The organism is Egicoccus sp. AB-alg6-2, assembly GCF_041821025.1.
Taxonomy (GTDB): domain Bacteria; phylum Actinomycetota; class Nitriliruptoria; order Nitriliruptorales; family Nitriliruptoraceae; genus Egicoccus.
Genome location: NZ_JBGUAY010000002.1, coordinates 87,391 through 108,601, shown reverse-complemented (window position 1 = coordinate 108,601; position 21,211 = coordinate 87,391). Strand labels below are relative to the sequence as shown.

The 21,211-nt window shown below is 71.4% G+C and carries 25 protein-coding genes; 15 read left to right on the top strand and 10 right to left on the bottom strand.

Annotated features, from left to right (window positions below):
• Window positions 1-103 precede the first annotated feature (103 nt).
• From upp to ACERMF_RS03115, 4 genes are read left to right on the top strand one after another with little or no spacing between them, the layout of a single operon-like run.
• On the top strand, window positions 104-730 hold the full coding sequence (gene upp / locus ACERMF_RS03130; protein WP_373667562.1) for a uracil phosphoribosyltransferase: 627 nt from the start codon (window positions 104-106) through the stop codon (window positions 728-730).
• Window positions 731-770: 40 nt separating this feature from the next.
• Entirely contained in the window at window positions 771-908 is a 138-nt protein-coding gene (locus ACERMF_RS03125; RefSeq protein WP_373667561.1) for a hypothetical protein, read from the top strand.
• Window positions 909-920: 12 nt separating this feature from the next.
• Entirely contained in the window at window positions 921-2,429 is a 1,509-nt protein-coding gene (locus ACERMF_RS03120) for a TrkH family potassium uptake protein (protein ID WP_373667560.1), read from the top strand.
• A complete protein-coding gene (locus ACERMF_RS03115; protein ID WP_373667559.1) occupies window positions 2,429-3,163 on the top strand; it encodes a hypothetical protein in 735 nt (244 codons plus the stop codon). The genes ACERMF_RS03120 and ACERMF_RS03115 overlap by 1 nt, the downstream gene beginning before the upstream one ends.
• Here the strand turns inward: ACERMF_RS03115 and ACERMF_RS03110 are convergent.
• The 3 genes from ACERMF_RS03110 to mshB are packed head-to-tail and all read right to left on the bottom strand — an operon-like array spanning window position 3,137 to window position 5,024.
• Window positions 3,137-3,541: a secondary thiamine-phosphate synthase enzyme YjbQ gene (locus ACERMF_RS03110; protein WP_373667558.1), complete on the bottom strand. Its 405-nt coding sequence runs from the start codon at window positions 3,539-3,541 to the stop codon at window positions 3,137-3,139. The two genes, ACERMF_RS03115 and ACERMF_RS03110, sit on opposite strands and share 27 nt — an antisense overlap.
• 1 nt (window position 3,542) lies before the next feature.
• Complete coding sequence (locus ACERMF_RS03105; protein WP_373667557.1) at window positions 3,543-4,082, bottom strand: flavin reductase family protein; 540 nt, start codon at window positions 4,080-4,082, stop codon at window positions 3,543-3,545.
• Window positions 4,083-4,121: 39 nt separating this feature from the next.
• Complete coding sequence (gene mshB / locus ACERMF_RS03100; RefSeq protein ID WP_373667556.1) at window positions 4,122-5,024, bottom strand: N-acetyl-1-D-myo-inositol-2-amino-2-deoxy-alpha-D-glucopyranoside deacetylase; 903 nt, start codon at window positions 5,022-5,024, stop codon at window positions 4,122-4,124.
• Window positions 5,025-5,089: 65 nt separating this feature from the next.
• On the opposite strand from mshB, the gene ACERMF_RS03095 reads away from it, so the two are divergent.
• Window positions 5,090-6,292 (top strand): HRDC domain-containing protein, encoded by a 1,203-nt coding sequence (locus ACERMF_RS03095; RefSeq protein WP_373667555.1) that lies wholly within the window; start codon window positions 5,090-5,092, stop codon window positions 6,290-6,292.
• On the opposite strand, the gene ACERMF_RS03090 is transcribed toward ACERMF_RS03095, so the two are convergent.
• The gene (locus ACERMF_RS03090) at window positions 6,217-7,227 is read right to left on the bottom strand and encodes a 4-hydroxy-3-methylbut-2-enyl diphosphate reductase (protein ID WP_373667554.1); all 1,011 of its coding nucleotides are present in this window, start codon (window positions 7,225-7,227) and stop codon (window positions 6,217-6,219) included. The two genes, ACERMF_RS03095 and ACERMF_RS03090, sit on opposite strands and share 76 nt — an antisense overlap.
• A gap of 103 nt (window positions 7,228-7,330) precedes the next feature.
• On the opposite strand from ACERMF_RS03090, the gene ACERMF_RS03085 reads away from it, so the two are divergent.
• From ACERMF_RS03085 to ACERMF_RS03065, 5 genes are read left to right on the top strand one after another with little or no spacing between them, the layout of a single operon-like run.
• A complete protein-coding gene (locus tag ACERMF_RS03085; RefSeq protein WP_373667553.1) occupies window positions 7,331-8,017 on the top strand; it encodes a TrkA family potassium uptake protein in 687 nt (228 codons plus the stop codon).
• 3 nt (window positions 8,018-8,020) lie between these two features.
• Complete coding sequence (locus ACERMF_RS03080; protein ID WP_373667552.1) at window positions 8,021-8,683, top strand: TrkA family potassium uptake protein; 663 nt, start codon at window positions 8,021-8,023, stop codon at window positions 8,681-8,683.
• A complete protein-coding gene (locus ACERMF_RS03075; RefSeq protein ID WP_373667551.1) occupies window positions 8,680-8,814 on the top strand; it encodes a hypothetical protein in 135 nt (44 codons plus the stop codon). The genes ACERMF_RS03080 and ACERMF_RS03075 overlap by 4 nt, the downstream gene beginning before the upstream one ends.
• A gap of 3 nt (window positions 8,815-8,817) precedes the next feature.
• Window positions 8,818-10,332, top strand: coding sequence for a TrkH family potassium uptake protein (locus ACERMF_RS03070; RefSeq protein WP_373667550.1), 1,515 nt, complete (start codon window positions 8,818-8,820; stop codon window positions 10,330-10,332).
• Window positions 10,329-11,054 (top strand): hypothetical protein, encoded by a 726-nt coding sequence (locus ACERMF_RS03065; RefSeq protein WP_373667549.1) that lies wholly within the window; start codon window positions 10,329-10,331, stop codon window positions 11,052-11,054. Before ACERMF_RS03070 ends, ACERMF_RS03065 begins: the two co-directional genes overlap by 4 nt.
• Before the next feature lie 2 nt (window positions 11,055-11,056).
• Here the strand turns inward: ACERMF_RS03065 and nth are convergent, their stop codons facing one another.
• The 4 genes from nth to ACERMF_RS03045 form a co-directional block, all read right to left on the bottom strand.
• Window positions 11,057-11,737: an endonuclease III gene (gene nth, locus ACERMF_RS03060; RefSeq protein WP_373667548.1), complete on the bottom strand. Its 681-nt coding sequence runs from the start codon at window positions 11,735-11,737 to the stop codon at window positions 11,057-11,059.
• Between the two features lie 31 nt (window positions 11,738-11,768).
• Window positions 11,769-12,467: a sensor histidine kinase gene (locus ACERMF_RS03055; protein WP_373667547.1), complete on the bottom strand. Its 699-nt coding sequence runs from the start codon at window positions 12,465-12,467 to the stop codon at window positions 11,769-11,771.
• Window positions 12,468-12,553: 86 nt separating this feature from the next.
• Window positions 12,554-13,858 (bottom strand): sensor histidine kinase, encoded by a 1,305-nt coding sequence (locus tag ACERMF_RS03050; protein WP_373667546.1) that lies wholly within the window; start codon window positions 13,856-13,858, stop codon window positions 12,554-12,556.
• On the bottom strand, window positions 13,855-14,541 hold the full coding sequence (locus ACERMF_RS03045; protein WP_373667545.1) for a response regulator: 687 nt from the start codon (window positions 14,539-14,541) through the stop codon (window positions 13,855-13,857). The genes ACERMF_RS03050 and ACERMF_RS03045 overlap by 4 nt, the downstream gene beginning before the upstream one ends.
• Window positions 14,542-14,596: 55 nt before the next feature.
• On the opposite strand from ACERMF_RS03045, the gene phoU reads away from it, so the two are divergent.
• Entirely contained in the window at window positions 14,597-15,262 is a 666-nt protein-coding gene (phoU, locus tag ACERMF_RS03040; RefSeq protein WP_373667544.1) for a phosphate signaling complex protein PhoU, read from the top strand.
• A gap of 20 nt (window positions 15,263-15,282) precedes the next feature.
• On the opposite strand, the gene ACERMF_RS03035 is transcribed toward phoU, so the two are convergent.
• Together ACERMF_RS03035 and pstB are read right to left on the bottom strand one after the other, a co-directional pair.
• Window positions 15,283-15,939, bottom strand: coding sequence for a phosphate uptake regulator PhoU (locus ACERMF_RS03035; protein WP_373667543.1), 657 nt, complete (start codon window positions 15,937-15,939; stop codon window positions 15,283-15,285).
• A complete protein-coding gene (gene pstB / locus ACERMF_RS03030) occupies window positions 15,936-16,799 on the bottom strand; it encodes a phosphate ABC transporter ATP-binding protein PstB (RefSeq protein ID WP_373667542.1) in 864 nt (287 codons plus the stop codon). The genes ACERMF_RS03035 and pstB overlap by 4 nt, the downstream gene beginning before the upstream one ends.
• 72 nt (window positions 16,800-16,871) lie before the next feature.
• Here pstB and ACERMF_RS03025 point away from each other — a divergent pair, with 72 nt between their 5' ends.
• From ACERMF_RS03025 to pstA, 4 genes are all read left to right on the top strand, one after another.
• Window positions 16,872-17,903, top strand: coding sequence for an alpha/beta fold hydrolase (locus ACERMF_RS03025; protein WP_373667541.1), 1,032 nt, complete (start codon window positions 16,872-16,874; stop codon window positions 17,901-17,903).
• A gap of 184 nt (window positions 17,904-18,087) precedes the next feature.
• A complete protein-coding gene (pstS, locus tag ACERMF_RS03020; protein WP_373667540.1) occupies window positions 18,088-19,227 on the top strand; it encodes a phosphate ABC transporter substrate-binding protein PstS in 1,140 nt (379 codons plus the stop codon).
• 72 nt (window positions 19,228-19,299) lie between these two features.
• Entirely contained in the window at window positions 19,300-20,304 is a 1,005-nt protein-coding gene (gene pstC, locus ACERMF_RS03015; protein ID WP_373667539.1) for a phosphate ABC transporter permease subunit PstC, read from the top strand.
• Window positions 20,301-21,200: a phosphate ABC transporter permease PstA gene (pstA, locus tag ACERMF_RS03010; protein ID WP_373667538.1), complete on the top strand. Its 900-nt coding sequence runs from the start codon at window positions 20,301-20,303 to the stop codon at window positions 21,198-21,200. The genes pstC and pstA overlap by 4 nt, the downstream gene beginning before the upstream one ends.
• The last annotated feature ends 11 nt before the right edge of the window (window positions 21,201-21,211 follow it).

Below are 21,211 nucleotides of genomic sequence, written 5' to 3'. Positions count from 1 at the left end.
CCGCACGCCCGGGAGCCGCGGTTGGCAGCGGCGCGCGCAGGCGTAGGCTACCGCCGGCCGGCAGCGAACCGGCCGAGTCCCGAACGTGCATCGGAGTGCGCCCGTGTCCGCAGTCACCGTCCTCGACGACCCGGTCGCCGGGATCCAGTTGGCCTCGCTGCGTGACGAGCGCACGACCCCCGAGCACTTCCGCCACCATGCGCAGCGCCTCGGCTCCATGCTCGCGCTGCGGGCGGTCGCCGACCTGCCGGGCGCGACCTCGACGGTGCAGACGCCGCTCGGCCCCTCGCCGGCCACGGGTCCGGGACGCACGATCGTCGCGGTACCGGTGCTGCGCGCCGGGCTCGGCCTGCTCGCCGGCGTCCACGACGTCCTCCCGACCGCACTGGTCGGCATGATCGGGCTCGAGCGCGACGCCGCCACCCTGCAGGCACGCCGTTACTACTTCAAGGTGCCGCCCCTCGACGGCGCGTGGGTGCTCGTCCTCGAACCGATGTTGGCCACCGGTGGTTCCGCCTCCGACGCGGTGAAGGCGCTCGACGCCGAGGGTGCCGAACAGGTGACGGTGCTCTCGGTCGTCGCGACCCGGCAGGGGGTGGACCGCATCCTCGACGAGAATCCCGGGGTCCGGATCGTCACCGCGGCGATCGACCCGCGCCTGGACGAGAACGGCTACATCAACCCCGGCCTGGGCGACTTCGGCGACCGGCTGTTCGGCACGCCACACTGAGGCGTTCGACGGCGGCCACGTCGGCCGGAAGGTGTCGCTGATGCATCCGGCAGCATCGCGCAACGCGCCACCCGGCTGGCGGGGGGCGCTGCGCGGGATCACCCTGGTGGCCCTCGCCGCCGCCGCCCTGGCCGTCGCCGGCCTCGGGCTCGCGGCGGCCGCCGCCCAGCTCGCCTGAGCCGGGGCGGCGATGTTCCTGCGTCCCGACGGTCGCGACCTCCGCATCATCGGGTTCTATCTCGGCAAGGTCGCGATGGCCCTGGCGCTGATGATGGCGCTCCCGGTGCCCGTCGCCGTGGTGGTGGGCGAGTGGGACGCCGCGACCGCTCTGCTCGCCGGTGCAGGTATCGCGGCGTCGATCTGGCAGGCGGCGGAGTGGCGCCTGCAGACCCGCGCCGCGCTGACGTGGGCCCACGGCACCGTCGTGGTCGCCGTCGCCTGGCTGCTCGGTTCGGTCCTGGCCGCCGTGCCGTTGTTCCTCTCGGGGCACTTCGGCGACTTCCTCGATGCCTGGTTCGAGGCGATGTCGGGCCTGACCACGTCCGGACTGTCGGTCGCGCAGGACCTCGACCACCTGTCGTACGCGATGAACCTGTACCGGCACCTGACCCACTTCGCCGGCGGGCAGGGCATCGTGATCGTCGCCCTGTCGCTGTTCACGGCGGGTGGTTCCAGCATCGGCACCCTCTACGTCGCCGAAGGCCGCGACGAGCGCATCGTGCCGAGCGTGGTACGCACCGCACGGTTCATCTACCTCATCGCCGGCGCCTACCTGCTCGCCGGCACCCTCGCCCTGTTCCTCAGCCTGTCGGTCGCGGGTCTCGGCGGCTGGCGCGGCGTGTGGCACGCCGTGAACCTGTTCTTCGCCGCCTTCGACACCGGCGGCTTCTCGCCGGCCTCCTCGTCGATCGCCTACTACCACTCCGCGGGGGTGGAGGCCGTCCTCATGGTGCTGATGGTGGCCGGGACGATCTCGTTCGGTCTGCACTACCTGCTGTGGACCGGCGCACGCGGTGAGCTGCTGCGCAACCTCGAGGTCCGCACGCTGCTCGTCACGCTGAGCGCCTTCAGCGTGCTCGCGCTGTACGGACTGGCACGTTCGGGCGCCTACACGAGCACCGAACCGCTGTTCCGAAAGGGGTTCTTCACCCTGCTCTCGGCCCACTCCGGCACCGGATTCGCCGTCAACAACGGCACCCTGTTCGTCACCGACTGGGGGGTGCTCGCGCCGGCGGCCGTCGTGGCGGTCATGGGGCTGGGTGGCATGGCGGGGTCGACCGCTGGCGGCATCAAGGCGCTCAGGATCGGTCTCGCGGCCAAGGGGCTGTTGCGGGAGGTGCGCCGGCTGTTGCAGCCGGAGTCGGCCGTGACGGTTGCGACCTACCACTCCGGCAAGCGACGCATCCTGCGGCCCCCCACCCTGATCGCGGCGACCACGATCCTGTTGCTGTACGTGGTGATTTACCTCGGTGGCGCCCTGGTGGGGCTGCTCTACGGGAACTGGGACGTCACCGAGACGCTGTTCGAGTCGGTGTCCGCGGCGGCGAACGTGGGGCTGTCGGTCGGGATCACCGACCCGGACATGCCCCGCCTGCTGCAGCTGACCTACATCCTGCAGATGTGGCTCGGGCGGCTCGAGTTCATGGCCGCCTTCGCCTTCCTCGGCTATGGCGTCTCCCTGCTGGCGAGGAGGCACTGATGGCGTCCCGTCGTGCCCCCGCCGCCCGCCTGGTGCTGGTGCCGGTGGTGTCGCTGCTCGTGCTGGTCGTCGGGCTGCAGGCACTGCAGGGCGCCGTGTCCCGCCCCGCGGACCCGGCCCTGCTGCTCGTCCCCGAGCTGGCCCCCGAGGCCGGGGAGGTGGTCCGGTGCCAACGCGAGCACCCCGACACCGAACCGGCGGAACGACTCGCCGAACGCTTCGATGCCGCCGGCCGGGTGACGACCGCGATGGTGGTCGCCTGCCCGCGGGCGTTCGACGGTCACCGGGTGGTCTTCGTCGGCGAGATCGTGGGTGACCTGCTCCGGCGCCGTGGCGGTGCGTGGACCCAGGTCAACGACGACGCGTACGCGCTGGAGGTCGGGCCGCTGCCGGCGCACGGCGAACATCGGGGCGTCAACAGCGGCCTGCAGGTCTGGATCCCCGAGGAGCACCTCGACGGGCTCCGGCCCGGCCGTCCCGGACGCCGGGGGCACGTCGTGGAATTGACCGGTGTGGTGCACCGGGCCGACCCTCAGGACGCCGGCGGGTTGACGCTCCGCGCCGACGAGGTGGTCATCGTGGCGGAGCCGGTGGACGTGGAGTCTCCTCTCGACCACGCCCAGCTCGCGCTGGCGGTCGGCGCGTGCCTGCTCGCCGGTGGGATCTGGTTGCGCCGACGGGCCGAGGGCCACGCCGTTCCGCACGGCTCAACCGGCGAGCAGCGACAGCCGTAGCGTCCGTTCGGGATTGTCGGGGTTGGTGTCCACCACGACGATGCTCTGCCACGTCCCGAGCGCCAGACGTCCGGCGTCCACGGGGACCACCAGGCTGGGGCTGATCAGTGCCGGCAGCACATGGTCGGCGCCGTGCCCCGGTGCCCCGTGCGCATGTCGCCACCGGTCGTCGCGCGGCAGCAGGGCGTCCAGGTGGTCCGCGAGATCGGTGTCGGATCCCGCGCCGGTCTCGAGCAGCGCCAGCCCGGCGGTCGCATGGGGCAGGAAGACGTGCAACAGCCCGTCGGTCCCGATCTCGGCCACGAACGCCGCGCACAGGTCGGTGACGTCGGTGATGCGCCGGTCACCGGTGCGCAGCGTGTGTCGGCGGGTGTGCACGTCAGCCCTGCAGGCGGCGGTAGTCGGAGGCGTAGTACAGCAGCGGGTCGTCGGCCGGGCCGGTGCCGAGGGCCAGCACCTCGCCGACGACGATGTCGTGGTCGCCGGCCGTGTGGATCGCCTCGACGCGACAGTCGACCCAGGCGACCGTGCCCTCGAGCACGGGTGCGCCGCTGGCCTCGGTCCGACACGCCACCTCGGCGAACTGGGCCTCGTCGGGCCGGGTGGGGTCGGCGAACCAGGCGGACAGCGCGACCTGGTCGGCCGCGAGGAAGCTCAGCGCGAAACTGCCGGCCGTGCGCACACGCTCGGCCATGACGGCCGTTCGCTCGACGCAGACCAGGACGAGTTGCGGCGTGAGCGACACCGACGACACCGCGTTGGCGGTCATCCCGTGGGCCACGCCGTCGGTCACGGCCGTCATCACCGCCACCCCGGTGGCGAAACGGCCGAGCGCCGCGCGGAAGGCCGCGTCGTCGGGACCGCCGTCGGCGGTCCCGTCCGGGGTCGCCGGGGCGTGGCGCGGAAGCGGCTCGGACACGCGGGTGTCGTCCTGTGCTCGGGATGCTGACCCGCCACCCTACCCAGCGACGACCGTCCCATCGTTGCTCGCGATGCCGGCGAACAGGTCGGTCTCGGGCACCTCGGGGCTCGGCGGGCCCTGCTCGAGGACGAACTGCTCGATCGCCTGTGTCTGCCGCATCAGACCGTCGGGCAGGTTCAGGAAGAAGCTGTCGTCGGCGATCTGGCTGCGGTGGGCCGCCATCGCCGAACGCTTGCGCGGCATCCACTCCTCGACGTCGATCTCGGCGGTGATGACCTCGTCGTCGACGCCGAACGGCAGGTCCTCCATCAGCGTGTCCGCCGCACCGAACGGCGAGACGAGGTCCGCGGCGACCAGGGCCCGGTGCAGCTGCCACAGTCGGCTGCGGCCGATGGCGTGCACGTAGCGCTTGGCCACCTGCCACGGTTCGCCTGGCACGTCGGCACCGTGGTCCGCCGCGAGTTCGACGGCCCGTACGGTGACGGTGTGGGCCTTCACGTGGTCGGGGTGGCCGTAGGTGCCACGCTCGTCGTCGGAGACCACGACGTGCGGTCGCACCCGGCGCAGGATCGCGGCCAGTCGGCGGGCCGCCTCGTCGAGGTCCGCGCGGTGGAAGCTGTCGGGGTGGCCGTTGGCCTCGCTGCCGGCCATCCCGCTGTCGCGGTAGCCGAGGTAGGCGTGTTCGGTGACGCCGAGGGCCGCGAGTGCGTCGGCGAGTTCCCGCCGGCGGTGCGAGACCAGGTCCTCGTCGCCGAGGTCGATACCGGCGAGGTTCTCGCCCTCCTCGCCGCCGGTGCACGTGACGACGAAGACCCGCCGGCCCTCGGCCGCGCTGCGGGCCAAGAGCCCGCCACAGGCGATCGATTCGTCGTCGGGATGGGGGTGGACGCACAACAGCGTCGGGACCGTCAACGCCAGCTCCTCGCGTGATCGGGGCATGGTGCCACATCGGGGTACGGCGACCACGCGAGGTAGGGTTGCCGGCCGTCGTCCTCCGAGGCCACATGAGCCGCGTCACCGAGCCGCCAGCGGCGCTGGACGCCTTCAGCGTGCGCTTCGTGGACCGCGACGAGGAGGTCGCCGACGGGCTGCGGGCCGTGGCAGCGGACGTGGTCGGTGTCGACGTCGAACGTGCCGACGCCGACAGCTACTTCCGCCGGGCGGCCCTGGTCCAGGTCGGCGTCGCCGGGCACTGCCTGCTGCTCGACGGCGTCACGCTGCCGGCCATGCCCGACCTCGACGCCTTCCTCGGTCCCGACCGCGTCGCGGTGCTGCACGCGATCGAGAACGACCTCGAACCGCTCGCCGCGAAGGGCGTGGTCCCCGACCGGGTCGCCGACACCGCCGTGGCGGCGGCGGTCCTGGGTCTGCCGACCGGGCTGGGATCACTGCTCGACGAGGTGCTCGGGGTCCAGCTGACCGCCGACAAGGAGGCCTACCAGCGCGCGGACTGGGAGGAGCGGCCGCTCTCCGACGGCATGGCCGCCTACGCGGCCGGCGACGTGGTCCATCTCCCGGCCCTGTGGCGGGAGATGGCCGACCGGCTCGACGCCGCGGGACGACGCCACTGGTACGAGCAGGAGCTGACCGCCACCGTGGCCCGGGCCGGGGAGTCGACGCGCGACTGGACCCGGGTCAAGGGCAGCGGGCGCCTCGCACCGGAGCAGCGCGCCGTGCTGCGCGCCGTCTGGGAGGAGCGCGAGCGGCTGGCCCAGGAACACGACATCGCTCCGAACCGGCTGCTGCACGACGACGTGCTGCGTTCGATCGCCACCGAGCCACCGCGCACGGTCCCCCAGCTGGTCCGGCGCAGCCAGCGCCGGCGCAACCTGCTGCGCCGCCACGCCGCGGACCTCTTCGCGGCCGTCGAGCGGGGGCTCGAGGCCGCTCCCGAACCGCGCGAGACGTCCGGGCACCGCTGGTCCGACGGCGATCGCCGCGTCTTCGACGCGCTGCGTCGCGCCCGCACCGAGGTGGCCGACGAGCTCGGCGTCGACGCCGGCGTGCTGTGTCCGTCCAAGCCGCTGTGGCGGGCGATCACCGGGCAGCCGCAGGATGCCGCCGAATTGTGCGCGCTCGTCGAGTTGCGACCGTGGCAGACCGAGGTGCTCGCCCCGTCGCTGTGGGACGCCTACGTCCGGGCGCGCGCCGACGCGGACGGCGCCGACGAACCCGACCCGTCGGTCGACGAGGCGCCGCTGCCCTGAAGCCGGCGCGTGAGCACCGACGGCATCGCGAACTCGACGTCCTCCTCGACGGTCGTGACCGTGCGCACCTTCTGCAGCCCGCGGTCACGGAACCAGTCGATGACCCCCTCGACCAGCACCTCGGGCGCGGAGGCGCCCGAGGTCAGCCCGACCGTGGTGGCGTCGCGGACCCAGGCCTCGTCGATGTCGGCGGCCGAGTCGATCAGGTGTGCCGGGGTGCCCCGGTCGCGCGACACCTCGACGAGCCGCTTGCTGTTGGACGAGGTCTGCGAGCCGACCACGAGGATGACGTCACACGCGCCCGCGAGGTCCTTCACCGCGTCCTGGCGGTTCTGGGTCGCGTAGCAGATGTCGTCCTTCTTCGGCTGGTGCAGCATCGGGAAGCGCTCCCGCAGCCGGCCGACCACGGCGCTGGTCTCGTCCATCGACAGCGTGGTCTGGGTGATGTAGGCGATGTTCGCGTCGTGGTCGTACTCGAGCGCGTCGACGTCGTCGGGCGTCTCGACCAGGCGGATGGAACGCGGCGCCTGCCCCATCGTGCCGATGACCTCCTGGTGGCCCTCGTGACCGATCAGCACGATGTCCATGTCGGCCTCGGCGAAGCGGCGGGCCTCGTTGTGGACCTTCGTCACCAACGGGCACGTCGCGTCGATCAGGCTGTGGCCGAGCCGCTTCGAGTTGGCGAACGCCTCGGGCGGCGAGCCGTGCGCCGAGAACACCACGACCGCACCCTCGGGCACCACGGTCTCGTCCTCGACGAAGACGGCGCCCTCGCGGCGCAACGACTCGACCACGTGGGTGTTGTGGACGATCTCGTGGCGGACGTAGACGGGCGCGCCGTACGACTCGAGCGCCTTCTCGACGATCAGGACGGCACGGTCGACGCCCGCGCAGAATCCGCGCGGCGCCGCGAGCAGGAGCGTGGTAGGAGGCATGCCACGAGCGTACCGACGGCTGCCTACCGCGCCCGTGCCCGGCCTTGGCATACTGTCGCGTTGGCCAGGTCGGACGGCTTGGTCGTCGTGGGAAGAACCCGTCGTGCACATCATCATCGGTGGTTGTGGCCGTCTCGGGGCGGAGATCGCCGACCGCCTGTCCGAGGACGCCGACACCGACGTCGTCGTCTGCGACGTCGACCCGCTGGCGTTCGACCGGCTCGGTTCGGCGTTCAACGGCGAGACCGTGGTCGGCGACTGCACCGACCGCGACGTGCTCGAACAGGCCGGTGTCCACCGCGCCGACGGACTGATCGCGGTCACCCGCTTCGACAACGCCAACCTCATGGCGGTCGAGATCGCGACCCATCTGTACGACGTCCCCCGCACGATCGCGCGGCTGTTCAACCCCGAGCGCGAGGACGTCTACCGCAAGCTCGGCGTGCGGTACGTGTCGGGCACCGGCCTGATCGCGAAGCTGTTCCTCAACGAGTTCCGCGACGAGAGCTACCCGCTGCACGTGGCCTTCACGGACACCGAGGTCTCGATCGTCGACCTCGAGGTGGACACGCGTGGTCACGGCATGACCGTCGAGGAGTTCGAGGTCGACGGCCAGCTGCGGGTCGCCGCCGTTCGTCGCGGCACGCGCGTCTTCATCCCCGACCGGACCGACCGACTGGAACGCGACGACGTGCTGACCGCGGCGATGAAGCCCGCGGCACACCGCCGCATCCAGGAACTCGTCCGCGATCCGTTCGACCGCGAGCGCATCCACATGGGTCAGGAGTAGCTCGTGTACGTCGTGATCGCCGGCGGCGGCAAGATCGGCCGCTACATCGCCAAGGACATGATCGACAAGGGGCACGAGGTCACCGTCGTCGAACGCATCGGATCCCGCTGTGAGCAGTTGGTCGCCGAGACCAACGTGCTCGTCATCGAGGGCGACGCCTGCGACGTCCGCTACCTCGAGCAGGCGCACACCGACCGCGCGGACGTGTTCGTCGCGACCACCCACGAGGACGACGACAACCTCGTGGCGTGTCAGCTCGCCAAGATCGAGTTCGGCGTCAAGCGCGCCATCAGCCGGGTCAACACCCCCAAGAACGTCGAGATCTTCGAGCGGCTCGGGATCGAGCCGGTGTCCTCGACGCGGCTGATCTCGGAGCTGCTGGAGAACGAGTTCTCCATCGGCGAACTGATCCACCTCACCAGCCTGAAGGGCGGCCGCGTGAGCCTGGTCGAGTTGCGCATCCCCGACGGACCACGGGCACCGGGCCCGCGCGCCATCGAGGACCTCGACCTGCCCCATGAGGCGGTCCTGGTCGCCATCTTCCGGGGCAGCGAGACCGTGATCCCCCGAGGCGGCGCCCAGCTGCTGCCGGGCGACGAGGTGGTCGTGCTGACCAGCCCCGAACTCGAGGAACGTCTGACCCACACGCTGCTGGGCCGCAGGTGAGGCAGGACCGCGCTCCCGAACCGACCGGGCGTGCCGCGGCTCGCGGGATCGGCGTGCTGGCCCTGATGGCGCTGAGCGCGCTCGCCGCCGCATGCCTGATCGCGCTGGTCATGCTCGCGTTGGTCGGCTGAGCCGTGCTGCTGCGTCCGGGCGCCGACGACCTGCGCCTCATCGGCTTCTACCTCGGCAAGGTCCTGCTCGGCCTCTCGCTGCTGATGCTCGTCCCGGCCGTCGTGGCGCTCGTGCTCGGCGAGTGGAACACGCTGTCCGCACTGGTGATCGGCGCGGCGCTGACCGCCATCGCCGGCTCCGTCGCCGAGGCCCGGTTGGCCACCCGCCAGCCGCTGACCTGGGCCCATGGCATGGTCACGGTCGCTCTGGCGTGGTTGATCGGCGCCATCTTCGCCGCCGTTCCGATGTATCTGTCCGGGCACTACGCCGATCTGCTCTCGGCGGTGTTCGAGGCGATGTCGGGCCTGACCACCACGGGGCTGTCGGTCATCAGCGACCTCGACCACACCACCTACTCGATGGACCTGTACCGCCATCTGACGCACTTCGCCGGCGGCCAGGGGATCATCATCGTCGTGCTGTCGCTGTTCGCCGCCGGCGGCGGGCGGATCGGGACCCTGTATCTCGCGGAGGCCCGGGACGAGCGGATCCTGCCCAACTTCATCCGCACGTCACGCTTCATCTACAAGGTCGCCGCCACCTACCTGGTGGTCGGGACCTTTGCGGTGACGGTGACCCTGCTGGTCGCCGGCTTCACTCCCGCCCGGGCCCTCTACCACGGCGTCAACCTGTTCCTGGCCGCGTTCGACACGGGCGGCTTCTCGCCGATGCAGGCCTCGGTCATCTACTACCACTCGTTCGCCGTCGAGGCGGTCCTGCTGGTGCTGATGCTGGCCGGGGCGATCTCGTTCGGGCTCCACTTCCAGATGTGGCACGGGGACCCACGGCAGGTGCTGCGGCACATCGAGACGCGCACGCTCGCGCTGTCGTCGAGCGTGCTGTTCGCGGTGATCTGTTTCGGTCTCGTGCGGTCGGGCACCTATGACACCCTGCCGGCGCTCATCCGCAAGGGGTTCTTCACGATGATCTCGGCGGTCTCGAGCGCCGGATTCCAGGTCAATGTCGGGGACACCTATCTGACCGACTGGGGGGTGATGGCGCCCGCGGCGATCGTGGCGACCATGGCGCTGGGCGGGATGGCATCGTCGACCGCGGGCGGGATCAAGGCGATCCGCGTCGGCATCGCCGCCAAGACCCTGGTCCACGACGTCCGCAAGCTGCTCAACCCGGAGTCGGCGGTGGTGGTGACGACCTACAACGCCGGCCGCCGCACGATCCTGCGCGACGACATGGCACGGGCCGCGACGACGGTGCTGCTGCTGTTCGTCGTCACGTACCTGCTCGGGGCGATGGTGGGGCTCGCCTACGGCGGCTACGACATCACCCAGACCCTGTTCGAGTCGGTCTCCGCGGCGGCGAACATGGGCCTGTCGATCGGCGTGACCGAGCCGGACATGCCGCGTGGCCTCATGGCGGTCTACCTGGTCCAGATGTGGCTCGGCCGCCTGGAGTTCGTGGCCGTGTTCGCGCTGATCGGGTACCTGATCTCGCTCGCCCGCGGACGGGCGTCCCGATGAGCAGCGCCGTGTCCAACCCCCGCCGCCACCGCCGTCGACCGACGCGCCGGCTGCTGGTCGCCGCCGTGGTCGCCGTCGCAACGTTGCTCGGGGGTGCCGAGCTGCTGTTGCGTACCAAGCCGTTGCTCGACACCACCCCGTTCCTGGTCGAGAACCTGCCGCCGATCGGCATCGAGGAGGACCCGGGCATCTGTCGGCGGGGCGCCGACGAGCACTTCCTGCAGGCGATGGGCGAGACGCTCGTCGGCGGCCGCCGCATCACCTCGGGGCACGTGTATGCCTGTCCGAGCGCCTTCGACGGCCTTCGGGTCGTGTTCGTCGGCGAGGCGATCGGCGAGGTCCTGCCGCGCGAGGGTGGCGCGTGGCTGCAGGTCAACGACGACGACTACGCGCTCGAGGTCGGCCCGCTGGGCGGGCACCGCGAGCTGCGTGGGTTCAACACCGGCCTGTCGGTGTGGCTGCCCGACGGGCTGCACGAGCAGATCGAGGGCGTGGGTCGACCGGGGCGCCGCGGCGACATCCTCCAGCTCGAGGGGGTACTGCACCGGGCGGACCCGCAGGACGGCGGGGGCATCACCCTGCGCGCCGATCACCTCGAGATCGTGTCGCCGACCGTCGAGGTCGTCGAGCCCTTCCACGCGGTGCAGGCCGTCGTCGCCAGCATGCTGGCGTTGATCGCCGTCGCGAGCGTCATCTGGTCACGCCGGGTGCGTCGCCGCTAGCGCTACCGCTTGTCGCTGAGCCCCGCCTCCTGCGACGACGGACACAGCGGCTCGATCACGCAGTCCTCGCAGCGGGGACGCCGGGCATGGCAGGTCCGGCGACCGTGGTGGATGAGCAGGTCCGAGACGTCCAGCCACCGCTGCTGCGGGAACAACCGCATCAGGTCGCGCTCGATCTTCTTCGGGTCCTCCTCGCGGGTGAACCGCAGGCGCCTGGCGAGCCTCGCGACGTGGGTGTCGACGACCACACCGACGTGGACACCGAACCCGTTCGACAGCACGACGTTGGCCGTTTTGCGCGCGACACCCGGCAGCGCCAGCAGCTCCTCCATGGTGTCCGGCACCTCGCCACCGTGGTGCTCGAGCAGCAGCCGGGCGGTGGCCTGGACGTTCTTCGCCTTCTGGCGGAACAGCCCGAGGGCGCCGATCAGCTGCTCGATGCGCTCCAGCGGCGCCTCGGCGAACGCCTCGGGACCGGGGAGCTCGCGGAACAGCACGCGGGTGACCTCGTTGACCTTCACGTCGGTCGACTGGGCCGACAGCATGGTCGCGACCAGCAGTTCCCACCGATTCGAGAACTCCAGGGCGATCGTGGCATCGGGCAGCTCGTGCGAGAGCGCGTCGAGGATCGCGGGAGCACGCAGCGTCTTGCCCCGCTCGCGTGTGAGGTCTGGAGGGTTCATGGCCGGCAGGCTAGTGGCGGGCCCGCGTCGGTCACTCCCCGCGTGTCGCCCCGCCGCCCTGGCGGGTCGGGAGCACGAGCTCGAAGACGGCGCCCTCGCCCTCGGCGGGCACCAGGTGCAGGTCGCCACCGTGCGCGCGGGCGATCCGCCGCGAGAGGTACAGGCCCAGGCCGGCGCCCTGGTGGTCGGTCGCGGCACGCTCGTAGCGCTCGAAGATCCGGTCGGCGTCCTCGGGGGCGACGCCCTCCCCGCGGTCGCGTACCCGCAGCATCACCTCGTCGGCGCCCGGCTCGACGTCGATCACGATGTCGCGTCCGGCCGGCGAGTACTTGGCGGCGTTGGAGAGCAGGTTGAACAGCACCTGCCGCAGCTGGTTCGGATCGGCCTCGAGCACGACCTGCCCGGGCGCCTCCACCGTGGTGGGGTGGTCACCGAGCGTCGTCAGCGCGAGGTCCTCGACGGTCTCCCGCACCAGGGCGGCCAGGTCGACGCCCGGTTGCACCGCCGGCGCCGGCGCGGCCGCGTCCAACTGCTGCAGCCGGCGCACCTGCAGTTCCAGCAGCTGCAGGTTGCGCAGGGCGGCGTCGCTCAGCTGCTCCCGCTCGTCGTCGCTCTCGGCGGCGGCGAGCAGACGGATGGCGGCCTGGGTCGCCGCAAGCGGCGTCGCGAGTTCGTGGGCCACCGCCGCGGCGGTCGCCTCCCACAGGTCCCGTTGCTCGTCGTCGTCCATCGGCTGCCTACCCTCTTTCCGGGCGCAGCCAATCGTCTGCCTCCTGAAACGCGAATTGGTCGTGCGCTGAGCGAAGGGGCGTGGGCTCAGGGCGGAGGCGCCACCGGCAACCGGACCGTGAACGTCGTGCCCTCGCCGAGCAGGCTGTCGACGCGCACGCTGCCGCCGTGCCGCTCGACGGCGTGACGCACGATGGACAGGCCGAGGCCGGTCCCGCCCGTCTCGCGCGAGCGGGCGGTGTCGACGCGGTAGAACCGCTCGAAGACCCGCGACAGGTCCTGCTGCGGGATGCCGATGCCCGTGTCACGCACGGTCAGCAGGTAGCCGCCGTCCTCGGGCGCGAGACGGACGACGACGGTGCCGCCGGGTCGGTTGTACTGCACGGCGTTGCCGACGAGGTTCTTGACGATCACCTCGAGGTCGCCGGGCACCCCTGCGACGCGGGCGCGGTCGGGAGCGTCGACCACCAGCTCGACCTCGCGCTCCTCGGCCCGGGCGAGCAGACCGACGACCACCTGCCGCACCAGTTCGGCGAGGTCGACCGGGACGCGCTCCAGCGGGCCACGCTCCTCCAGCCGCCGCAGGTCGAGCAGGTCGTTGACCAGCCGGGCGAGCCGTTCGGCCTCGTCACCGAGCTGGTTGATCAGCGACGGCAGCCGCCCGGGATCGCGGTCGAGCGTGACCCGCATCGCCTCGGCCAGGGTCTGGATCCCCGTCACCGGGGTCTTGAGTTCGTGCGAGGCGTTGACCACGAAGTTGCGACGCAGTTCCTCGGTCCGGCGCTCGCGGGTGCGGTCGACGATGATCATCAGGGTCTCGTCGCCGACGAGCGAGACGGTTGCACGCAGTTCGTGGCCACGATGCTCGGCGTCGATGGTGACCGGCTGGCGCGAGATCCTGGCCTCGTGGACCGACTCGGCGAGGGCGGTGCTGCCGACGGCCTGCACGACGGTCATGCGCTCCGCGTCGACCGGGATGCCGAGCAGGTCGCGGGCGGGAGCGTTGGCGGCGAGCATCCGGCCGTCACCGGAGAACAGCAGCGCCGGCTGCACCAGCGAGTCGACGAGCTCCCGACGCCACGGGCGTTCGCGGGCGATGCGTTCCCCGCGGCGCTGGTATTCGGCTCCGAGCGTGTTCAGCGCGATCCCGAGCTCGCGCCACTCGGGGCCTCCGCGCAGCTGCACCGGACGGTGGTCCTCCTCGACCAGCCAGGCGCCGACCCGGCCCGTCAGTCGGCTGAGACGGCGCGACTCGAACGTGTCGGCGACGATCCACACCCCGATCGCCCCCGCCACCACCACCGCCATCGCGGCGCCGGCCGACAGCATCCGGGTCGCGGCGTACGCCAGCACGCCATACGCCAGCGCGAGCAACAGCGGGCGCGGATTCACGAGTCGGCGAACCGGTAGCCCACGCCCCGCACGGTCTGGATCCGGGTCGGCGCGTCCGGTTCCCGTTCGACGCGCATGCGCAGGCGACGGATGTGGACGTCGAGCGTCTTGGTGTCCCCCACGTAGTCGCTGCCCCACACCTCGTCGATGAGCTGTCCTCTCGTGAGCACCCGCCCGGCGTGTTCGACGAGGTAGGCCAGCAGTTCGAACTCCTTCGGCGGCAGCTCGACCGCCACCCCGTCGACGCGGACCTCGTGGCGGGCGCGGTCGACGCGGACGCCGGACGCCTCGACGGGAGCATCGTCCCCGCCGAGGTCGTGCAACGGGGCGCGACGCAGCACGGCCTTGATGCGGGCGATCAGTTCGCGGGTCGAGAACGGCTTGGTCACGTAGTCGTCGGCGCCGAGTTCGAGCCCCACGACCCGGTCGACCTCGGCCTCACGGGCCGTGAGCATGATGATCGGGACGTCGGAACGGGCCCGGATCGCCCGGCAGATCTCGGTACCGGACATGCCCGGCAGCATCAGGTCGAGCACGACGAGATCGGGGCGGATGCGCTCCCAGGCCGGAATGGCTTCGAGCCCGTCCTTGACCCAGACGACCTGGAATCCCTCGGCCTCGAGCGTGATCGCCAGCCCCGCGGCGATCGCCTGCTCGTCCTCGACCAGCAACAGCTTCGGCATCGGTGGTGGTTCCTTGTCCTGGGTCTTACGCTACGGAGGGCGAAGGGGGTCCGTCATGCGGCACGACCTGCAGGCCCAGCTCGACCAGCTGTTGACGCGCGTCGTGGCCATGAGCGAGCGTGCCGACGCGATGCTGGGTGAAGCATTGCAGGCGCTGGAGGTCTCCGACCTCGAAGCCGCCCGACGGGTCGTGGTCGCCGACGACGAACTCGACCGTGCCTACGAGCAGGTGCAGCAGGGCGTATTGGCCGTCGTCGCGCTGCACGGCCCCGTCGCCGGTGACCTGCGGTTGTTGACGGCGCTGATCCACGTCAGCCTCCACCTCGAGCGGATGGGCGACTACGCGTCCGGCGTGGCCCGCACCGTGGAGCGGGTCCGCGACCTGCCGGCCGACGAGGCACTGACCGGGCAGCTGCTCGAGATGGGCACTCGTGCCCGCGAGGTGGCCCACGCGGCCATGCAGGCGTTCGTGCACCGTGACGTCGAGCACGCCAGGGCGTGTGCGCGCCTCGACGACGACGTCGACCGGCTCAACCTCGGCATCTTCCACCGGCTGGTGCGCCTGGCGTCCCAGGACGAGCACCGCCTCGAATGGGCGACCCACATGATCCAGCTGGCCCGGCTGCTCGAACGGTTCGCCGACCATGGCGTCGACATCGCCGAACAGACGGTCTTCGTCGCGACCGGCCGGACCGTGGAACTGTCCGCGTCCGAGCGCTGAGCGGGCAGCGTCGACGGGCCTCACCGGCCCACGTCGATCCGCGCTCCCGTCACCGCGAACGCCGCGTGCTGCGCGAACGAGACCCCGTGGTCGGCGATGCGTTCGTAGTACCGGGCCAGCAGTCCGAGCAGCAACAACTCCGCCGGCGCGTCGACGACCTCACGGGCCCGGCCGAGCAACCGCTGCTGGAGCCGGTCGACCATCTCGTCCTCCCGATCGACCTCGTGGACGGCGAGCGCGTCCCGGCGTCGCCAGGCATCGACCCCCTGACGGAACACCTCGCCGGCGGAGGTCCCCAGCGCCTCGATGATGGCGCGGATCTCGTCGGGCAACGCCGTGGTGTCGACGCGTTCGACCGCCTCACCGATGTGCCGCAGCAGGGCGGCCGAGCGTTCGACGGAGGTGACCAGCCGCAGGATGCCGACCAGCCGCCGCAGGTCCCCCGCGACCGGTGCCTCGCGCGCGAGCAGCACGAACCCCTGTTCCTCGACCCAGCGGCAGCGTTCGTTGACGTCGCGGGCCATGGAGCGGACGACGTCGGCGACGGCGGCCTCCCCCTGCAGCAGCGCCCTCGCCGTGCGTGGCAGCGCCTCCGCGACCACCAGCGCGGCCCCGACGAGCTCGTCGTCGACGTCGTCGAGCCGGGCCTGGAAGGCCCCGCGGAGCAGGGCCGTCAACCGAACCGTCCGGTGATGTAGGCCTCCGTGCGCTCGTCCGCGGCCTGGGTGAAGAGCCGTTCGGTCCGGTCGAACTCCACCAGCGTGCCGCCCCGGCTCCTCGAGGTCCCGTCGACGTCGACCGAGAGAAAGGCCGTCCAGTCCGACACCCGCGCCGCCTGCTGCATGTTGTGGGTCACCACCACGATCGTGTACCGCTCGCGCAACTCGCGCATCAGGTCCTCGATCTTCAGGGTGGCGATCGGATCGAGGGCGGAGCAGGGTTCGTCCATCAGCAGGACGTCCGGCGAAGTGGCGATGGCCCGGGCGATGCACAGCCGCTGTTGCTGGCCACCCGAGAGGGCGAGACCCGAGGCGTCGAGACCGTGCTTGACCTCGTCCCAGAGCGCGGCGGCACGCAGGGCGTGCTCGACGACGTCGTCGAGGTCGTCGACGCGCCCGAGCAGGCGGGGACCGAACGCCACGTTGTCGTAGATCGACTTCGGGAACGGGTTCGGCTTCTGGAACACCATGCCGATGCGGCGACGGACCTCCACCGGGTCGACGTCGGGGGCGTACAGGTCCCGGTCGTGGTAGGTCACGCGACCCTCGACCCGGGCGCCGTCGACGAGGTCGTTCATGCGGTTCATCGCCCGCAGCAGCGTCGACTTGCCGCATCCGGACGGTCCGATCAGCGCGGTGATCTCGCGGGTGCGCACGTCGAAGGACACGCCAGAGACGGCTGCTACCGCGCCGTAGCTGACGCCGACCTGCTCGAGGCGGAGCACGGGCGGCGCAGACGGGCCGTCCGTGGCGACGGCGCCGCGCGGCTCGGCGACCGGCGCGGGACGGGGCGCGACGGCGGCGGTCGGGGCTCGCATGCGTTCTCCTGCACCGGTGGGGGCTACGGTCGGCGGTCGTGACGAAGTGTGCGAGGTCAGGGTGAACGTCCGATGAACGCCGGGCGAACGCTGGGTGCGGCGCTGGGCCTTTCGCGTGCACGGCCCGATCGCGACCGGGGCGGTCACGTGTGGACCAAGGACCGCGAGGCCGTCAGTGCCGACGGGGTGACGATCCGTTACACCGTGCTCGGGGGCGACGACGACACGATCCCCCTGGTGCTCTGCGCCGGGTACCTGTGTCCGGACAACCACTGGGCGCGTGTCGCCGGCGCGCTCGCCGAACGCCACCCGGTGGTCGTCCTCAACTACCGCGGCGTCGGTGCGTCGGGTTGCCCTCCGGACCGCGGCAGCCGGCTGCGACCCGCCCGGGCCGAGGACTACACCATCGAGCGGCTCGCGGGCGACGTCGCCGCCGTCCTCGACGCCGAGGGCCTGACGGGCACGGTGGCGTTGGGCCACTCGATGGGCTGCGAGGTCGCGCTCGCACTGTGGCGACAGCGCCCCGACCTCGTCGCCGGCCTGGTGCTGGTCACCGGCCCCTTCTCGTCGCCGATGCGGACCTTCTACGGCACCGATCTCGGCAGTCGCCTGTTCCCGCTGCTCTACCACGCGGTACCGCTGGTGCCGGGGCCGATCCGCCGCCTGGCCGCGCTCGCTCCCCGTCTGCCCGTGGCGATGCCGGTCGCGCGTGCGATCCGGGCGCTGGGCCCCTACACCCCGGTCGAGGAGATGGACGACTACTTCCGCCACCTCGCCGCGTGCGACCCCGCCGTCGCGGTCGAGGTCGCCAGGGGCATGCACGACTTCGACGCCGGGCCGTGGCTGCACGAGGTGGACGTCCCGACGCACGTGCTGGTGGGTTCGGCCGACCCCTGGTCCCCGAAGGAGGTCGGCGAGGAGATGCTGGCGGCCATCCCCGATGCCGAGCTGCGCGTGGTCCACGACGCCACCCACGGCGCGCTGCTCGAGTTCCCCGACGAGATCCACGACGCGATCGCGGACTTCCTCCACCGCCGCCTGGGGTGCGCGGCTGCGCCCACCCGCGGTCGGCCGGGACGCGTCTCCGCGCTGCGCAGGCACTGACGCGCGCCTCGGGCCGCGATGGTCAGCTCGACGTCGCCTGTCCGCAACCGCGGGTTCACCTGGGTGACCCAGACTCGGGATCGTTCACCTTCCGTTCCACCGCAGGTCACGGCACCGGAAGACGGGCTTCGTAGCGTCACCGTCGTTCCGCCCTTCCGCTGCCACGCTCCTGGAGTGACACTCGATGCGTACGTTCACCCGGCGAGCCGCCGTCCTCGCGGCTGCCTCCCTCCTGGTCTCCGCCTGCGGTGCAGACCCCGACATCGGCGACCCGACCGCGCAGGCGGTCGACGAGGACGCTCCCGCAACCGCTGACGAACCGGCCGCCGAGGACGGCGACGACCCGGCCACCGCCGGCGGGCCGGCCGGCGCGCTCGACGGGGCCGGCGCCACCTTCCCGACGCCGGTCTTCGAAGAGTGGATCTTCGCGTACGCGGACGACGTCAACCCCAACGCCCTCATCAACTACCAGTCGATCGGTTCGGGCGGCGGGATCGAGCAGTTCCTCAGCCAGACCGTCGACTTCGGTTCGTCCGAACGCGTGCTGGCGGAGGACGACCTGCAGCTGGCCGCGACCGAGCGTGGCTGCGACCCCATCGAGATCCCGGTCGTCTTCGGCGCGGTGACCATCGCCTACGACGAGCCAGAGATCGAGGAGCTGGTGCTCACCGGCGACCTGATCGCCGACATCTTCGAGCGACGCATCACGATGTGGAACGACCCCGCGATCGCGGAGCTCAACCCCGGCGTCGACCTTCCCGACAAGGAGTTCATCCCCGTCCACCGCTCGGACGGCTCGGGGACCACCTCGGTGTTCACCAAGTACCTCGACGCCGACACCGACACCTGGACGCTCGGTGAGGGCACCGAGGTGCAGTGGCCGTCGGGGACCATCGGTGGTGAGGGCAACGAGGGCGTGTCCGCCGGCATCACGCAGAACGACGGCGGCATCGGCTACATCAACCAGGCCTATGCGCTCGAACTCGGGCTGCAGACCGCCTCGGTGGTCAACCGCGACGGCAACGCGGTCCAGCCGACCCTCGAGGCCACCTCCGCCGCGCTGTCGGCGATCGACATCCCCGACGACTTCCGGTTCGACATCCTCGGGGTCGGCGGCGACGGCTATCCGATCGCGGGGACCAACTGGATCTTCGCCTGGGAGTGCGGGTACGACCAGGAGACGGCGGACCTGCTGATCGACTTCTGGACGTGGGCGGTCGAGAACGGCGACGACCTCGCCCTGGAACTCGGCTACGCGCCGCTGGCCGATGACGTCAAGCCCGACGTGCTCGCCGCCATCGAGCGGATCAACGCGCAGAACTGATCTCCCGGCTGGTGGGCGTCGCCGTCCTGCGGCGCCCACCAGCCACTCGTCGCACCACGCAGGAGGCCCTGGGTGAGCATCACCTCGACGTCCCCCGACCGACGCCCCGACCTGCGGCCCACCGGCTCCGGCCGCTGGGCCGATCCGCTGTTCCGCGCGATCGCCCTTGCGGCGGGCGTGTCGGTCCTGGCCGTGCTCGGCCTGATGATCGGCTCGACCGCGCGCGACGCCTGGCCGGTGTTCGACTACCAGGGCATCGTCAGCTTCTTCACCAGCAGCGAGTGGGACGCGGGGTCGAGCCGGGACGAGTTCACCGGCGCGTACGGCGCCTTCGCGTTCATCTACGGCACGCTGATCAGCTCCGCGATCGCGATCGCGATCGCGCTCCCGCTGGCACTGGCCATCTCGCTCTACATCAACCGGATCGCGCCGAGGCGGTTCCGTCAGGCGCTGTCCGCCACCGTCGAGCTGCTCGCCGCGATTCCCTCGGTGGTCTACGGGCTGTGGGGCCTGCTGTTCTTCTCCCCCGTCGTGCTCCAACCGATCTCGCGGGTGCTGATCGCCACCTTGGGAAACGTCCCGCTCATCGGGTGGCTGTTCGAGGGCCCGGCCCGCAACGTCAACTACTTCATCGCGGGCAACGTGCTCGCCATCATGATCCTGCCGATCATCACGGCGATCGCCCGCGAGGTCATGGCGCAGACCCCCGAAGACCAGATCCAGGCTGCCTACGGGATGGGCGCGACCGACTGGGAGGTGATGCGCCGCGTCATCGTCAAGCGCTCGTTCCCGGGCATCGTCGGCGCCACCATGCTCGGCCTCGGCCGTGCCCTCGGCGAGACGATCGCCGTTGCGATGCTCATCGGCGGCCAGCAGCGCTGGGGCGCGAGCCTGTTCTTCGCCGGTCAGTCGATGGCGGGCCACATCGCCAGCACCTTCCAGGACGCCGCGCCCGAGACCGTGGACGCCCTGATCGCCGTCGGGGTCGGGCTGTTCCTGATCACCGTCATCGTCAACGTCCTCGCCCGGCTGCTCGTGTGGCGGATCGGGCGCGTCGCAGGAGACGCCGCGCTGTGAGCGACACCCTCATCCGGCCCGACCGGCCGCGTGTCAGCCTGCGCGAGGTCGACGCCCACACGCGCCGACGCCGCGGCCGGTCCTCGTTGGCCCGTCTGCTGCTCTCGCTCGGCATGGTCGTGGCCGTGGTTCCGCTGGTGCTGATCCTCGCGGAGGTCACCCGGCGCGGACTCCCGGCGCTCGACGGGGAGTTCCTGACCCAGATTCAGCCGGGCGCGCGCCGCGAGGGCGGCGGCTACGTCCACGGCATCATCGGCTCGGCCTACATGGTCGGGTTCGCCACCCTGGTCTCGGTGCCGGTGGGCATTCTCGCGGCGATCTACCTCACCGAGTACGGGCGGGGCTGGCTGCCGCGCGTCATCCGGTTCTTCACCGACGTGATGACCGGGGTCCCGAGCGTCTTCGTCGGCCTGTTCATCTACGCCCTGCTCGTCCGCGGCGCCTTCGGGTTCGGAGCGATCGTCGGGGCCGCCGGACTCGCCGTGCTCATGCTGCCGATCATCGTCCGCTCCAGCGAAGAGATGCTCAAGCTGGTCCCCGAGGACCAGCGGGCGGCCTCGATCGGCCTCGGCGCACGCAAGTGGCAGACGATCCTGCGCGTGGTCGTGCCGAGTGCGGCGCCGGGACTGGTGACCGGCGCGATGCTTGCGGTCGCCCGGGCCGCCGGCGAGACGGCCGTGCTGCTGCTGACCGCGTTGGGCTCGTTGCAGGTCGTCAGCCAGTTGCAGGGGACGCCCATCGCCTCCCTCACGCTGCTGATCTATCGCGGTGCCCGCCAGCCCTTTCCCGCCGGCCAGCAGCGTGCCTGGGCCGGCGCGCTGTTCCTGATGCTGGTCGTGCTGATCCTCACCCTGGCTGCCCGGTTCGTCACGGCGCGCTGGGGCACCCGCCGCTGACCGCGAGGTCT

Coding starts and splice junctions, on each gene's coding strand:
- ACERMF_RS03125 (WP_373667561.1), top strand. CDS start 771: ATGCATCCGGCAGCATCGCGCAACGCGCCACCCGGCTGGCGGGGGGCG.
- ACERMF_RS03120 (WP_373667560.1), top strand. CDS start 921: ATGTTCCTGCGTCCCGACGGTCGCGACCTCCGCATCATCGGGTTCTAT.
- ACERMF_RS03115 (WP_373667559.1), top strand. CDS start 2,429: ATGGCGTCCCGTCGTGCCCCCGCCGCCCGCCTGGTGCTGGTGCCGGTG.
- mshB (WP_373667556.1), bottom strand. CDS start 5,024: ATGCCCCGATCACGCGAGGAGCTGGCGTTGACGGTCCCGACGCTGTTG.
- ACERMF_RS03095 (WP_373667555.1), top strand. CDS start 5,090: ATGAGCCGCGTCACCGAGCCGCCAGCGGCGCTGGACGCCTTCAGCGTG.
- ACERMF_RS03090 (WP_373667554.1), bottom strand. CDS start 7,227: ATGCCTCCTACCACGCTCCTGCTCGCGGCGCCGCGCGGATTCTGCGCG.
- ACERMF_RS03065 (WP_373667549.1), top strand. CDS start 10,329: ATGAGCAGCGCCGTGTCCAACCCCCGCCGCCACCGCCGTCGACCGACG.
- nth (WP_373667548.1), bottom strand. CDS start 11,737: ATGAACCCTCCAGACCTCACACGCGAGCGGGGCAAGACGCTGCGTGCT.
- ACERMF_RS03055 (WP_373667547.1), bottom strand. CDS start 12,467: ATGGACGACGACGAGCAACGGGACCTGTGGGAGGCGACCGCCGCGGCG.
- ACERMF_RS03045 (WP_373667545.1), bottom strand. CDS start 14,541: ATGCCGAAGCTGTTGCTGGTCGAGGACGAGCAGGCGATCGCCGCGGGG.
- phoU (WP_373667544.1), top strand. CDS start 14,597: ATGCGGCACGACCTGCAGGCCCAGCTCGACCAGCTGTTGACGCGCGTC.
- pstB (WP_373667542.1), bottom strand. CDS start 16,799: ATGCGAGCCCCGACCGCCGCCGTCGCGCCCCGTCCCGCGCCGGTCGCC.
- ACERMF_RS03025 (WP_373667541.1), top strand. CDS start 16,872: ATGAACGCCGGGCGAACGCTGGGTGCGGCGCTGGGCCTTTCGCGTGCA.
- pstS (WP_373667540.1), top strand. CDS start 18,088: ATGCGTACGTTCACCCGGCGAGCCGCCGTCCTCGCGGCTGCCTCCCTC.